The organism is Streptomyces sp. NPDC058239 (genome assembly GCF_042882185.1).
GTDB lineage: Bacteria > Actinomycetota > Actinomycetes > Streptomycetales > Streptomycetaceae > Streptomyces.
The window spans coordinates 23,275-36,956 of record NZ_JBHVWS010000030.1; the positions used below are offsets into that span (position 1 = coordinate 23,275).

Consider the following 13,682-nt stretch of genomic DNA (forward strand, 5'->3'; position numbering starts at 1 on the left):
CCCACGCTAGCGTCGCATCATGGAAATCACCCAGGTCACCCCTACTATCTGGCAGCTGGCCTTCCCGGTCGGGCATGTCTACTTCGTGCGCCTGCCGGACGGTTATGGTCTGATCGACACCGCCATGCCGGGGTCCGCCCCCGCGATCCTCGATGCCCTGACGCGGCTCGGCGGCCGCTCACAGGACCTGCGGCAGATCGTGCTCACTCACTCTCACATCGACCACATGGGCTCGGCTGCGGATCTCGTCGAGGCCACCGGCGCTCGCGTCCTGGCTGGAGCCGCGGACGCCCCGTTTATCCGCGGCACGGCACCCGAACCCCAACCGGTACATACCGCCCCGGAACGCGCGCTTCACGAGCAGATCGTGGCGGGCTTCTCCGAAGCGTACGTCCGGCCCCTGCAACATGTGCCGGTGGATGTGGAACTGCACGACGGAGACACTATTGATGACTGGGGCGAGCCCGTCCACGTCCTGCACGTGCCCGGACACACCCCGGGGTGCATCGCGCTACACCTCTCCTCCAGCGGCGTACTGTTCCCGGGCGACATCGTCGCCACCGCGGAGGGCCGGGCGATCCTCGGCCCGTTCAACGTGGACAGGGAGCAGGCTATTGCCTCCTTCAGGCGGCTGGCCTCGCTGGAGGTGGAAGCACTGTGCGTCCCGCACGGCGAGCCGGTGTTCAAGGGCGCGAGCGAAGTGCTGCGGGCGGCAGCTCCGGAAAATGACTGGGTGTGAGTCGAGCGCAGGTCAATCGATCGCACGGATGACTGGAGGGGTGACGCCCCGACAGTGCGGCGGAACGGGCCTTGGGGATCACGGAGTTGCGACATTCTGTCGTCACCGGAGAGGCCCGTGCCCGTACTGCCATCATGGCTGACCGAACCGCTCTGGGGCCGGTTCGCCGCCCTGTTGCCTGAGCGATCGACCTACGCGGCGACGCATCCGCTGGGCTGTCATCGCCCACGCATCAGCGACCGGATCGTCTTCGACAAGATGTTGCAGCTCCTGCGATTCGGCTGCTCCTACCAGGCGATCGCCGACACGACCTGCTCGGCCACCACGATCCGCAACCGTCGCGACGAATGGATCCGACTCGGCGTCTTCGCCGAACTCAAGCGGATTGCGTTGGAGTCCTACGACCGGATCGTCGGCCTCGTCCTCGACCAGATCGCCATCGACGGCTCCATCACCAAAGGCCTCGGCGGCGGTGAGGTCGCAGGGCGTTCCCCGGTCGACTGCGGAGAACAAGGTCTGAAACGCTCGGGCATGACGGATGGTTATGGGATCCCTCTGGGCCGCGTGCTGGCCGGAGCGAACCGGCACGACTCTCCACTGCTCGCCCCGGCCCTGGACCGCCTGGACGACCTCGGGCCGCCGCCCGACGACATCAGGCATGGAGACCCACCGCTGGGACGAACGCCCGAACCGCCGCCCATGAACGCACGCCTATCTGCGCGACCTTTCAGTTCGGTGGGCAGGAGGGAGCGAGGCGGACTTCATGTCCAGAGCTGTTCGCCGAGAGTCCCGGCGGGTGCGGTGCCGGGCAGGACGTCGGCCACGGCCGAGGCCCGGTGTTGGAGGAAGGGGGTGAGGGCGTCGCGGGCGGCCAGGCGGTTCCGGACGCGGGTGAACTGGGCGGGGTCGCGCATGAAGGCGCAGAAGAGAAGGCCGCGGTCGGTCGGGCCGTCGTCGTAGCTGTAGCTGCGGCGGAGCATACGGGCGCCGCCGTCGAAGCGGGGGCTGGCGAGACACACGTGGGCGGTGGCGGGGATGACGTAGGAACCGTCGGGGTTCTTGGCGTAGATGTCCGGCTCGTCATGCCCGGCGGTGCCGCTGAGGGGGACGCCGTCGCGGGCGCCGCGGCCTATCACCCGGTCGCGCCGGCCCTCGGGGAGGGCCGCGAAGCCGGTGATCGCCTCGCTGCCGCTGGGCGGGGTGAAGGGGCGCTTCCCGGGCTGCGGATCTTCGTGCACGGCGGCGGGTGCGCGCCGGGCCTGCTGGGCCGCTGGACGCACGGCTGGCACGCGCGCGCGGACGTACGACGTGACTCGACCCGGCCGCCGGACGAACTGTTCGGCGAGCCGTACGTTCGACACGGTCACCCACGATCCGCACCTGCTGCGGCTGCTGGTGAGGCACGCGTCCAAGGAGGGGATCGTCTGCGGCAGCGACTATCCCTTCGACATGGCCGAGAGTGACCCGGTGCGGTTCGCCACGGACCACGGTCCGGCGGCGGCCACCCTCACCTCCAACGCACGGGCGTACCTCGGTCTGTGACGGGGAGTCCGTGATCGGCGGGGAAATACCGTCATGACTTCGGGCCGGCGCCTCCAGCAGAGGGAGGGACCGGCCCGATTCCGTGCGTGGGAAGGGCGGGGGTGGAGACGAGCAGGGGTGGGGGAGGACGTATGACCGGAGTCGGTGGGCGGCCGGGGCACCGCCGCCGCGCCATGTCACTTCGCGGGGGTGTCCTCGCGTGCGGTGGAGCGCCGTTCGGTCAGCCAGTAGAGCAGCGCCAGCAGCGGCATCGCCGCACCGAACAGGCTGACCCCGCCCCAGCCGGCTGCCTTGTGGGCGAGGGAGCCGACCTCGGAACCGAGCGCGCCGCCGAGGAAGAAGGTGGCGATGAAGACCGAGTTGAGGCGGGCGCGGGCATCGGGGTCCAGGCCGTAGATGGTGTGCTGGCCGACGATCAGCGTGGTCTGCACCGCCATGTCGATCAGGATCGCGGCGATGGCGATGGCGACGATGCTGTGCTGTCCGAAGCCCGCCAGGGCGAACGCTCCGGCGGCGACGGCGAACGACGCACCCGTCATCGGGCGGCCCCACTTGCGGTCGGCCCAGTGTCCGGCGACCGGCGCGATCAGCGCGCCCGCCGCTCCGACGAGGGCGAAGATGCCCATACCCACGGCGGAGTAGTGGAAGCCGGGACCGGTCAGCAGGTAGGACACGGTGGTCCAGAAGGCGCTGAACACGGCGAACATGGCTGCCTGGTACAGGCCGCGGCGCAGCAGCGCCGGGTGCTTGCGCACGAGGGCGGCGGTGGAGCGCAGCACGTGGTGGTACGGCTCGGTGGTGGTCGGCGCGTGCTGGGGCAGCGCGAACCGCAGAGCGACGGCGACGACGGCCATCAGGACGGCCGAGCCGAGGTAGACCACGCGCCAGCCCGCAGCGTCGGAGACCAGGGCGCTCACTGTACGGGAGAGCAGGATGCCGGTGAGCAGTCCACTCATCACCCGGCCCACGATGCGGCCACGGGCGTGGTCGGGAGCGAGGCTCGCCGCGACCGGCACCACGATCTGGGCGACGACGGAGGTCGCGCCGCTGATCAGCGAGGCGGCCAGCAGCACGGGGAAGGTGGTGGCGAAACCCGCCATGACCAGGGCGACGGTGGTGATCGTCATCAGGATCGTGATCAGGTTCCGCTTCTCCAGCCGGTCGCCGAGCGGAACCAGGAAGAGCATGCCGATCACATAGCCGACCTGGGTCAGGGTGATGAGGATGCCCGCCGTGGAGGTGGAGACGTGGAAGACGTCGCGCAGCGAGGACAGCAGGGGCTGCGCGTAGTAGAGGTTGGCGACGGTCGCGCCGGAGGCGACGGCCAGCAGAGCGACCAGCCAGCCCGGTACTCCGGTGGAGGAGCCGGGGTTCGGCTTCGCGCCGCCGGTCGTGTGCCGTGCGGATCGGTGCAGAACGGATGACTTGGACACGGGACCCTCTTCATCGGTTACCTGCCGAGCGGCGTGCTCGCCGCTCTCACGGGGGTGTCAGCGCCGGGGGCGGCGGATCGCTTCCCCTTTTCCGGCGATGGATCTCGATATCTGTTATCTCTTGCACAGATAGAGGTCGCCCGGGTGGGTCGACTGTGCGCGGACAGACCATGCGGGTGGGAGTGCGACCGGTCAGGATGGGAAGACCGCGCCGCCGGGCGGCGGGTGCGGGCGGAGCGAGTACGGGAAGGCATGCGATGGAGCCGAGCAGGACAGCCAGGGTCGTGATCGTCGGAGGATCCCTCGGCGGGCTCGCGGCGGCGCATGAGCTGAGGGCGGTGGGCGCCGAGGTCGCCGTGTACGAGAGGTCGGCGGGGAACATGCAGGCGCGCGGCGCGGGCATCGTGATGCAGCCGGAGGTCGAGGACCTGCTGGGACGGCTGGGTGTCACGGCGCGTCAGGTGTGCGTGGAACTGCGGGAGCGCCAGCATCTGCACCTGCACGGGCAGCCGGACCGCTATGCGATGCCACAGTTGATGACGTCCTGGGACACCCTCTACCGGACGCTGCGCGAGCCCCTGGACGGTGTCTGCTACCGGCTGGACAGCAGGTTGCGACGGGTCACGGTGGAGGGTGCGGAGGTCACGGCGCAGTTCGGGGACGGGTATGCGACGCGGGGCAACTTCCTGGTCGGCGCGGACGGGATCGGCTCGGCGACGCGCCGGCTGCTTGATCCGGCAACGCGTCCGTCGTACTCCGGATATGTTGCCTGGCGCGGGCTGGAGCCGGAGTCGGCGGTGCCGGACGAGCTGCTGGACCTGCTGTCGGGGCGGTTCACGTTCTTCGGTACGGACGGGCAGCAGATGCTGTGTTACCTGGTACCCGGCGCCGGGGGCGAGGTGAGCGAGGGGGCGCGGCGGGTCAACTGGGTCTGGTACACGAACGTTTCCGAGCGGGATCTGCCCAGATTGCTGACGAGTCGGTCGGGGCGGACGTACGCGACGTTTCTGCCGCCCGGGGAGATGCTGCCGGAGACCGGCAAGGAACTGCTGGCCACGGCGGAGGTGGCGTTGCCGCCGCAGTTCGCCCGACTCGTCGAGGTGTCGAACGTCTTCATGCAGCCGGTGTTCGACCTCGCGCCGTACCGGATGGTCGCCGACCACGCCGCGTTGATCGGCGACGCGGCGGGAACGGTACGGCCGCACACGGCGTCCGGCACCTCCAAGGCGTTCGGTGACGCGGCGGGCCTCGCAGCGGCGTTGCGGGATTGGACTGCGGACCAGCCGCTGCCCGCCGAGCGCCTGGCCCAGTGGGAGGAGGACCGTCTGGTCCATCTGGTCACGCTGTCCGGCGCGGGCATGGACCTCGCGACCCGCTCGCAGCTCGGAACGCCGGGTGGCCGGAGGTTCTTCCCTTCGGCGTGACCGGAACCGCGGGTGGCCTTGGACTCACTGCGCTGCCTGCGGCCGAACGTCCGTCCCTGCACGGCCCGTTGACGGTGACGGTGTGGCGGGCACGGTAGCGGTGGTGGGCGCACGACTACGGGTCACAGTGACGGTGTGGCGGGTGCGGGGGAACCGTCGGGGCGGCGGACTCCCGCCCCTCGCCCCCACCCTGTCAGGTGATCCACCGCAGGAGCGCCCCCGCCGCCGGGGAGAGGTCGCCGCCGCGGTGGACGACCATCACGTTCCAGCGCGGGACGTGCCGGACGAAGCGCCGCAGGGACAGTTCCGGGAAGCGGGCCGCGATGGACTCGGGCAGCACGCAGACGCCGAGGTCGTGGCGGACGAGTTCGGAGGCAGCGACGATGTCGTTGACCTCGAAGACGGCGTCCCGGTCGACGCCCGCCGCGCGGAAGGCGCGGTCGACGGCGGCGCGGACGGCCCAGCCGGGCGCGAAGTCGATGAACGGCAGACCGGCGACCTCGGCGCAGGTGACCTCGCCGGCGTGGGTGAACGGGCGGGCCGGGGAGGCGGCGAGGACCATCTCCTCGCGGGCCAGCAGCCGGGTGACCAGGCCGCGTTGCTGCTGGCGGTCCAGGGCGACCACGGCGAGGTCCACCGAGCCGTCGCGCAGCATCTGACGCAGATCGCGGACGGCGGCCTGCCGCAGCCGGACCCTGACCCGCGGGTGCCGGGCGCGCAGTTCGCCCAGGGCGCCGTCGAGGCCGCCCCACACGCCCTGCATCGTGCCGATGGTGACCTGACCGTGCAGTTCACCGCGGGCCGCGTCGGTGGCCGCACGTGCCTGGTCGACCGCGCGCAGCGCGGCGCGGGCGGCAGGGACGAACGCCTCGCCCGCGGCGGTGAGGGACACCCGGTGTGTGGTGCGGTCGAACAGCCGGATGCCCAGTTCCTTCTCCAGCGCGCGCACCGTCCCGGACACCGCCGACTGGACCACGTGCAGTCGCCGTGCGGCGGCTGTGAAACCGCCCTCCTCGGCGACCGTCACGACGACCTTCATCTGACGCAGATCCATCCCCACTCCCCGCCGGTGAGCCGGACTGTCATCTCCCGATGAGATGACCGACACCTCGTATGATCGCACCGTGCACCGGGGCAGGTGGGTCTCGCCGATGGGGGCGCCACCCGCCATCGCGATCCGCCTCCGACCGGCGGAGGGTCTGGAGAGCTTGTGGTGGGTACCCCGGTAGCGTCGCCGGGGTGGTGACGGTCTGGCAGCCCGACGGAACCGACTGGTTGAGCCGCTACGCCCCGGTGACCTCGCCGCCCAGTCCCAGGGCCTCACGTCGGTCGTGCCGGCTGTACGCGACGAACGCGCCGCCAATGGAGCTGCCGATGCCCATTCGGCGCTGCGCTGTCTGCGGCGCGAGGTGCGCTCGCCGACGTCATGGCGAAAGCAGGATGTCCGGGATGGCGGGGATGGCCCGTACCACGACGTGCTGATACTCGCCCCCTCCTGCTCCTTCAGGGGGGTGGGGATGAAAAGTGCCCCGACTGGCGTGTCGACATGGTGGCCAGAGGGAAGGGCGACATGGTTGCGCCGCTTGGCCAGCGCGTCTTCGACCATGCGACTGCGCCGTCCGCAGAGCAGACCCACCGCACGCGACCACCGGCGAAGCCCGTGCAGCATGCCGTTGAAGTCCACGACGTTCGTGGCGACGACCAGGCGTAAATACCAACCGGCGCGGGCAAAACCGCAGGTAGCTGACCTCGCCTCCTGCGCTGCCACCCCGCGGCGCGGTGTTGATCAAGGGCTACGGGGTGTTCGATGTGCCCATTTACGTGTCACACGGCGGGCGGCGAAGCCGCTCTGGACCGCTGACCTGTGAGTTCGTGAGTGTGCACTAGGTGCGGTGCGGGCATCACGGGCGAGTGCCCAGCCCTCGACCGGGCACTCGCGTCATGGAGCGGGTGAGGGTCCGGGAGCCGCGTCGGACACCACACGCATGCCCAGCCCGCGCACCCGGTAGATGCACGTGTCATCGCCCCACAGCGACGCGTCCGCCGTCGCGTAGGGCCCCCGCGCGTCCGTGCCGCTCTCCACGATGTCCATGTCCACTCGGATCAGCCTGTTGGCCGGGGTGATCTGGCCGCGGTACGTCCAGGTCGTCTCGCGGCCGGGCAGCACCGGCTCGAACCGGGGGCGTGGAATGCCGTCCGCCGCGCCGCGCTCAAGCAGGTGGAACTGGAGCAGCTGGCACATGGCCTCGACGCCCAACGACCCTGGCTGCACCGGGTCCTGGAAGAAATGGGCCCGGAAGAACCACTCGTCCGGGACCACGTCCTTCTCCGACCGCAGCCGCCCGAGCCTCATGCTGCCCCCGTCCGGCCAGGAACCGGTGATCCGGTCGAGCATCAGCAGCATGGGGCCCGGCAGCCGCGGTTCCCCGGCGCAGTAACCAGCGGGCCGGGCGGTCAGATCGACCACACGATCGCAGGGCTCGTCGAGACGGGCCCGTTCCTGGGCCGACGCCGTGAGACCCTGCTGGTGGTCGAAGGCCGACGGCGGGAAGTAGCCGAAGACCGTGGAGAGTTCGAAGAGCGGCACGCCGTCGGCCGTGCACCTCACCCGGAACGACTCGATGATCATGTCCCCGTTCCGGGAGACACGCGTCAGTTCGGCATGGGTGCGGACCGTACCCGTCGCCGGAGTGACCTCACCGGTGACTGTTCCCGCCCCGTCGAGGTTGCGGAACAGCAGATCCGTGTCGGTGGTCAACGCGCTGCCCACGTACGAGGCCAGCCACCCGCAGGGTTGCAGCGCGATCTCCATCAGGACCGCGAACGGCATCGTACGGCCGCCGCTCTGCTCGAAGTACCAGGCCCTCGCGGGCACGTCGTAGTCCGCGACGACACTGCTGCCCTCCTGCATACCGCCCTGCGGACCGTTCACCGAGACGATCCGGCTCATGAAGTGGTAGGGGGGACCGGGCAGCCGCGCGACCTTACGGGTGCTGTCGAAGGGCTGGTACGCGGTACCGAACGCCTCACTCGGTCTGCCCCAGGCACACGCCAGCAACGAGGCGTAGTCGAAGGGGAATCCATCGGTCGCCGTCGCCACCGGCTTCTTCTCCCGGTGCCCGGCCAGCCCGCCGAGCAGGGGGAGCGGCACCGATGTACCGCTGCCCTGCACGACGGGTGGGCCTGAGTGCCGCCAGTGCGACAGCGGCCAGTCGGGTACGAGCCGCAGCGCCACGTCCCGGCCCAGGAATGCTCTCGCCCCGTCCACCGAGCCCAGCACATCGGCGTACAGCGTCGGCACCGGCCCGGCCGAGACACCGCGCACGAACACCTCGTAGACGACCCGCCGGCCGGCCGGAGTCGCCTGGCCGCGGCACATTGCCTTGCAGGGGTGACCGCCGACGGGCTCGAAACGCCAGCCGTCCCGGTTCACGGTGAAGCCCATGGCCGCCAGGTAGAACGCCATCGCCTGGAGACCGCCCTGGAGCATCAGGGTGCCCGGCATACAGGGGTCGTTCTTGAAGTGCCCCGCGAAGAACCAGTCGTCCGGCGACAGCGGGGTCTCGGCCCGCAGATAGCCGCGGCCCCACGGCCCTCCGGCCGGGTCGAACACGGTCACCTCGTGGAGCAGCCGCAGTTTGCCGTCGTCGAGCCGAGGTGAGCGGACGTGGGCCGCCGTCGCCTCCCAGCCGGGGCCGAAGCAGTCCGCCGGCCGCCCCTGGGTCAGGGCCCGCACCCGGTCCGCGTCGAAGCGGGTCCGTCCGCAGCGCACTGCGGGCGGGTCGAGCGGCAGGCCGCCGCCGGGCGGCCGCTCGGCGGGATCCCACCGCACACCGCCGCTGCCGGCGAGCTCCTCGGGGGTGAAGAACCCGGCCTGGCCCTCGCGGATGCTGAGCCGGAGTTCGCCGTCCACGTAGCAGTCGTAGTGAAAGAAGGACAGCCGGACGCCTTCGTGCTCCGCGTGGCCGTCGATGTGGATCTCGTAGCGCAAGGTGTCGCCCGCTTCCGGCGGGCTGCCGTGATACGTCACCTCGCAGCCCAGCAGCCGGTAGGCGCGCTCCCCCCGGTTGAGGAGGTCCACGCCCAGCCAGCTGAGCAGGAGCAGATCCGCCTGGCCCGCCTCGATCAGCAGCCCGGCCGGCATACGTCCGGTGAAGTCCAGGTACCAACTGTCGGGCCGGACATCGGTCTCCGTCCAGATCGTCCCGTCGGTGCGCACCGGGCCGGGCGCGGCGAGCGCCGCCGGCACGGCGTCGATACCGGTGACCCGGTCCGTGAACAGCATCGGCGGCTCGGGCATCCGTGTCTGCACCGCGTATGCGTCCTGCTCGGCGAACCGCGGGCCGAACAGTGTGGAGATCTCCCGGGAGGCGAGGTGCTCCAACTGGGCGCGGTCGAACTTCGGCCCCGGCTTCAGGAGTGATGCGGGTGCCGCTTCCGGCGGGGCAGCGGGCAGGAACGCCGAGCGGGGCGTGGGCCGTACGGGGACCGGCGGCGGCCCGGCGGTCGGACGCGGGGCAGGGGGGCCCGGTGGCCGTACGGGAACGGGCACGGTGCTCCGCAGCGCGGTGACGGCGAGAGCGGACATCTGCAGGAACCGCTGATGGGCCTCGGTGTGCCCGGCGGTGATCTCTTGGTGCAGCGCGGCGACCCGCAGGCTCTGCCGGAGGACTGCGGCGCGGGCGCCCGCCGCCCGCGGATCGCGTCCGTCCGAGCCTGTCGGCCGGACGTCCGGCAGGGGGCGCGGCCCCGCGGTACCGGGGCGGGGCATGGCAGCGCCGCCCGGTGCGTCGGACCGGCCGGCCTCCCGGTCCGGTACCGGCGCCAGCTCGGGGGCCCGGGGCAGGGTTACCAGTGGCGGCAGACACGGAGGCGCGGGTACGGACACGGTGACGGTGGGCCCGGGACGCGGGACCTCCGTGGCGGCTTCCGCGAGCCGGGCGAACAACTCGTCGGCGTGTACCGGCACGCCCGCGACGACGAGTTCGGCCACCGCCAGGCAGGGCTGCCGCAGCCGGGTGTCGCCGGGGGCATCGAGTGCGACGGCCACATGGTCCCGGTCGCCGAGTACCCGCTTGATCCAGCCGGTGCACAGCTTGCGCGGCCCGTGCTCCACGAAGACCCGGACACCGTCGGCCCACGCCTGCTCGACCGTGGCCGCGAAGTCGATCGTGTTCAGTCCCTGCGCGGTGAGCGCCTCGGCGGCCAGCTCGGCCGTCGGCCGGTACGACTGCCCGGTGGCCCCGCTGTAGAACCGCACACCGGGCACGTCGACGGTCGGACGATGGTGGACCGCACGCCATACCTCTCGGATCTCCGCCAACTCCGGTGCGTGGGCGGCCATGTCGTAGTCGAGCTCGATCGCGCGGTCGGCGCCGATCCTGGCCACGACGGCCGCGCACGCGCGGGACTCGCCGCCGATGACGCAGACTCCGGGGGCGTTCAATGCCATCAGATGGACTGCGACCTCGGCGGCGAGCTCGGCACGGACCGCTTCCAGGGGCGCACTGACCAGATAGCTCGACCAGCGGCAGCCCTCGACGCCCAGACGCTCCCAGTGGCGCCGCACCGCCCGGAGCTCACCGGTGAGTTCGGTCGTGAACAGACCGCTGTCCCGGGTGGCGTCGTACAGCCCTGCGGCGTCCGGCCAGGCACCCAGAGCCACCAGGGCGGCCGACTCGCCCGAGGAGTACCCGAGAGCGGCCTCCGGCCGGAGCCCGAGCACCTCCCGGGTGAACACGGTGTGGTGGACGGCGAGTTCGGCGGCACCCCAGATCTGGTCGAGCACTCCGCGCTCCCCCCGGGACCGCAGTCGTGCACCGATCGCCCCGTGCCTGGCCAGGACGGCCTCGCCGAGCGACGGCAGCGCGAGCATCAGCTCGTGGCCCATGCTCGGGTACGCCGCCGAGCCGTTGGTGTACACGAACGCGGTCTGCCCCGTGACCGGCCTGTCCCGGTACAGCACATCGGCCGGACGGGCTCCGCCCTCGGCCAGCCAGCGGCGGGCGGCCTCCTTGCGGCCCGGCAACGCGTCGTCGTCGGCCACGAGCGCCAGCCGGGCCGGTCCGGCGTCGGACTCCGCACCGGACTCCAGTGCGGCCAGCACCTCCCGGCGGTCGGCCCCGGAAAAGACGTGCAGGCGCGGAGCCGGGCCCCGCAGCCACGGCCGGGCGTCCCCCGCGCGCAGCCGGACACTCGCGGTGGGCCCTTCCAACGGTGTCACCGCGGCCTTCGCGGTGTGCGCGACGGTCGCAGTATCCGCAGGAAGGCCCGGACGCGGCACCGCGCGGTGCTGGAGCGAGAGCGCCGCGACCGCGACGGAGACCAGCCCGTACGCGGCGTGAGCACGCCCGAAGGCCGACGCCGGGTCGAACACCGCGTCAGGGCCGTCCCCGATGACCACGTCGGGTGCGCCGGCGGTGTCCTCGTCGAGCAGGGCGACGACGGTGTCGCCGTCCCTGCGCGCGGTGTCCAAGGACTTGAGGACCAGGACGACGGCGGCGTCCCCCGGTTCGTCCTCGCGGCCGAGATCCCGCTGGGCGGTCTGATGCACCGCCTCGCAGGACAGGTCGGTGGCACCGACGAGCGCGGCGTCGACCTCCCCCGACCGGACGGCCCGGGCCGCGAGTTCCAGCGCCACCAGCCCGGACGCCTCCTCCGCCGAGACCGCGAAACCCGGTCCCGCCAGGTCGAGTTGGGTACTGATCCGGTTCGCCACCAGGTTCGGCATGGTGCCCACCACCCCCTCCGCGGTCACGGGCGGCACGAACGCGTCCCGGGCGAGGTCCGCCGACTCGGGTGTGGCGGCAAGCCCGGCCTGCTCCAGCCAGTGGGGAACCCTCCAGCGGGCGCCCGCCCGGGCCACCTCGGGGTCCACCCCCATGCCGATGACCACCATGGTCCGCTCCCGGGGCAGGGACACCGACCGGACGGCCTCCCGGGCGGCCTCCAGCACCAGGAGCTGATGGCGCACCGTTCGCTCCAGGGCCAGTGGCGGGAAGCACAGGTCCCTCAATTCCACAGCGATCCCGGGAGCGGGGCCACGTCGCTCACCGCCCAGCACCGCTCGCCGGAAGTCCTCCGTACAGGTCCCGTCGCCGACTCGGGCGCCGAGGGCGACGATCGCCACCGGCGTACGGCCGCCCGGCGACTCCCGCACCCGGGTCGGGGCGGGCACGGCGGCGGCCGGGCGGATCGGCCGCGGTACGGCGGACACCGGGTCGCCGTCCGGCAGGTCCACCACCAGATGGGCGTTGGTCCCGCCGAACCCGAACGCGCTCACCGCCGCCCGGCGAGGCCCGGACCACGGTTCCGGCGCGGTCAGCACCCGCAACGGCGTGCCCGCCAGCGCCTCCAGCGGCCGTTCCGCGCCGAGCGTCGCCGGACGGATCCCCGCACGCAGCGCGCCGAGCACCTTCAGCAGCCCGGCCACGCCCGCCGAGGCCAGCAGGTGCCCGACGTTCGACTTCACCGAACCGATGGGCACGTCGTCACCGGTCCCGAAGACCCGGGCCATGCCGCGCGCCTCCACCGCGTCCCCGACCGGCGTCCCCGTCGCATGGCACTCGACGAGTGACACGGTCTCGGGCGCGACGCCCGCCGCGTCGTACGCCAGGCGCATGGCCCGAACCTGGCCCTCCTCCGCCGGGCTGATCAGCCCGGAGCCGCGCCCGTCGTTGGACAACCCGACACCGCGGATCACACCGAGCACGGGCAGATGGGCGGTGCGGGCCTCGGACAGCCGCATCAGGGCGACGAACCCGGCGCCCTCGCTGTGCACCAGCCCGTCCGCGTCCCGGTGGAAGGGCCGGCTGCGCCCCGTGCGGCTCGTCGCGGACAGCCCGCAGAAGCCGACGTGCAGATAGAGGGGGTCCGCCCGGCTGACCGCACCGGCCACCATCAGGTCCGCCGTGCCGTCGTGCAGCCGGTCGCACGCCAGCTTGATGGCATACAGCGACGACGCGCAGGCGGCATCGAGGGACCACGCGCCCGCGCCCAGCCCGAGGGCTCGGGCCGCGAGCCGGGCGGGCAGCCCGGACGAGAAGCGATTCCGGGCGTCGGGCCGCAGCCGGCGCTCTCCCGTCAGCAGGGCGTCACGGAGCGGGGGCCGCTGGGCGGACAGCCAGACGTGCTCGGCAAGAGCCGCCCCTGTGGGCGTGGGATAGGACAGGTTTCCCAGCACCAGCCCCGCGCGCGGCAGAGGGCCCTCACGGCCCGCCTCCGTGAGTGCCTGCCGGATGCCGTACATGACCCAGTGGAAGAGCGGGTCCAGCGACAGGATCCGCTCCGGGGCGATTCGGAAACCGCTGGGGTCGAAGACGGACTCGAACCCCCGTACGTACCCGCCGACATCGGTCCAGGTGCGGTCGAGGTGGTCGTCCACCGAGCCCATGGCCCAGTGGCGCGGCAGCCGCCACCGGTCCTCCGGGATGGCCGACAGGCTGGTGCGGCCCGCGGCGATGTTGTCCCAGAACGTGTCCGGATCGAGCGCGTCGGGCAGCACACAGCCCCGGCCGACGACGGCGATCGGTTCGAATTCCATGC

At 72.0% G+C, this 13,682-nt stretch carries 7 protein-coding genes and 1 pseudogene; 4 read left to right on the forward strand and 4 right to left on the reverse strand.

What is annotated here, in order from left to right:
* Positions 1–19: 19 nt before the first annotated feature.
* Positions 20–739, forward strand: coding sequence for an MBL fold metallo-hydrolase (locus ACFVYE_RS27830; RefSeq protein WP_389607576.1), 720 nt, complete (start codon positions 20–22; stop codon positions 737–739).
* 117 nt (positions 740–856) lie between these two features.
* Positions 857–1,393: pseudogene (locus ACFVYE_RS27835) on the forward strand (transposase); the annotation flags it as partial.
* 107 nt (positions 1,394–1,500) lie between these two features.
* On the opposite strand, the gene ACFVYE_RS27840 reads toward ACFVYE_RS27835, so the two are convergent.
* Positions 1,501–2,019: a Dyp-type peroxidase gene (locus ACFVYE_RS27840; RefSeq protein ID WP_389607577.1), complete on the reverse strand. Its 519-nt coding sequence runs from the start codon at positions 2,017–2,019 to the stop codon at positions 1,501–1,503.
* 28 nt (positions 2,020–2,047) lie between these two features.
* Between ACFVYE_RS27840 and ACFVYE_RS27845 the strand changes: the two genes are divergently transcribed.
* Complete coding sequence (locus ACFVYE_RS27845; protein WP_383966053.1) at positions 2,048–2,281, forward strand: hypothetical protein; 234 nt, start codon at positions 2,048–2,050, stop codon at positions 2,279–2,281.
* Between the two features lie 176 nt (positions 2,282–2,457).
* Here the strand turns inward: ACFVYE_RS27845 and ACFVYE_RS27850 are convergent, their stop codons facing one another.
* Positions 2,458–3,714, reverse strand: a complete 1,257-nt coding sequence (locus ACFVYE_RS27850) for an MFS transporter (RefSeq protein ID WP_389607578.1) — start codon at positions 3,712–3,714, stop codon at positions 2,458–2,460.
* 257 nt (positions 3,715–3,971) lie between these two features.
* On the opposite strand from ACFVYE_RS27850, the gene ACFVYE_RS27855 reads away from it, so the two are divergent.
* Positions 3,972–5,138 carry an FAD-dependent monooxygenase gene (locus ACFVYE_RS27855; RefSeq protein WP_383966057.1) on the forward strand — a complete coding sequence of 389 codons (1,167 nt, stop codon included), beginning with the start codon at positions 3,972–3,974 and terminating at the stop codon, positions 5,136–5,138.
* 193 nt (positions 5,139–5,331) lie between these two features.
* Here ACFVYE_RS27855 and ACFVYE_RS27860 read toward each other — a convergent pair whose 3' ends face one another.
* Positions 5,332–6,192 carry a LysR family transcriptional regulator gene (locus ACFVYE_RS27860; RefSeq protein WP_389607579.1) on the reverse strand — a complete coding sequence of 287 codons (861 nt, stop codon included), beginning with the start codon at positions 6,190–6,192 and terminating at the stop codon, positions 5,332–5,334.
* An 885-nt stretch (positions 6,193–7,077) separates the two neighbouring features.
* Positions 7,078–13,680 (reverse strand): beta-ketoacyl synthase N-terminal-like domain-containing protein, encoded by a 6,603-nt coding sequence (locus tag ACFVYE_RS27865; RefSeq protein WP_389607580.1) that lies wholly within the window; start codon positions 13,678–13,680, stop codon positions 7,078–7,080.
* Positions 13,681–13,682 lie beyond the last annotated feature (2 nt).

Excerpts from the sequence above, each read along its gene's own strand:
- ACFVYE_RS27865 (WP_389607580.1), bottom strand. The coding sequence starts at position 13,680 with ATGGAATTCGAACCGATCGCCGTCGTCGGCCGGGGCTGTGTGCTGCCC.
- ACFVYE_RS27830 (WP_389607576.1), top strand. The coding sequence starts at position 20 with ATGGAAATCACCCAGGTCACCCCTACTATCTGGCAGCTGGCCTTCCCG.
- ACFVYE_RS27860 (WP_389607579.1), bottom strand. The coding sequence starts at position 6,192 with ATGGATCTGCGTCAGATGAAGGTCGTCGTGACGGTCGCCGAGGAGGGC.
- ACFVYE_RS27855 (WP_383966057.1), top strand. The coding sequence starts at position 3,972 with ATGGAGCCGAGCAGGACAGCCAGGGTCGTGATCGTCGGAGGATCCCTC.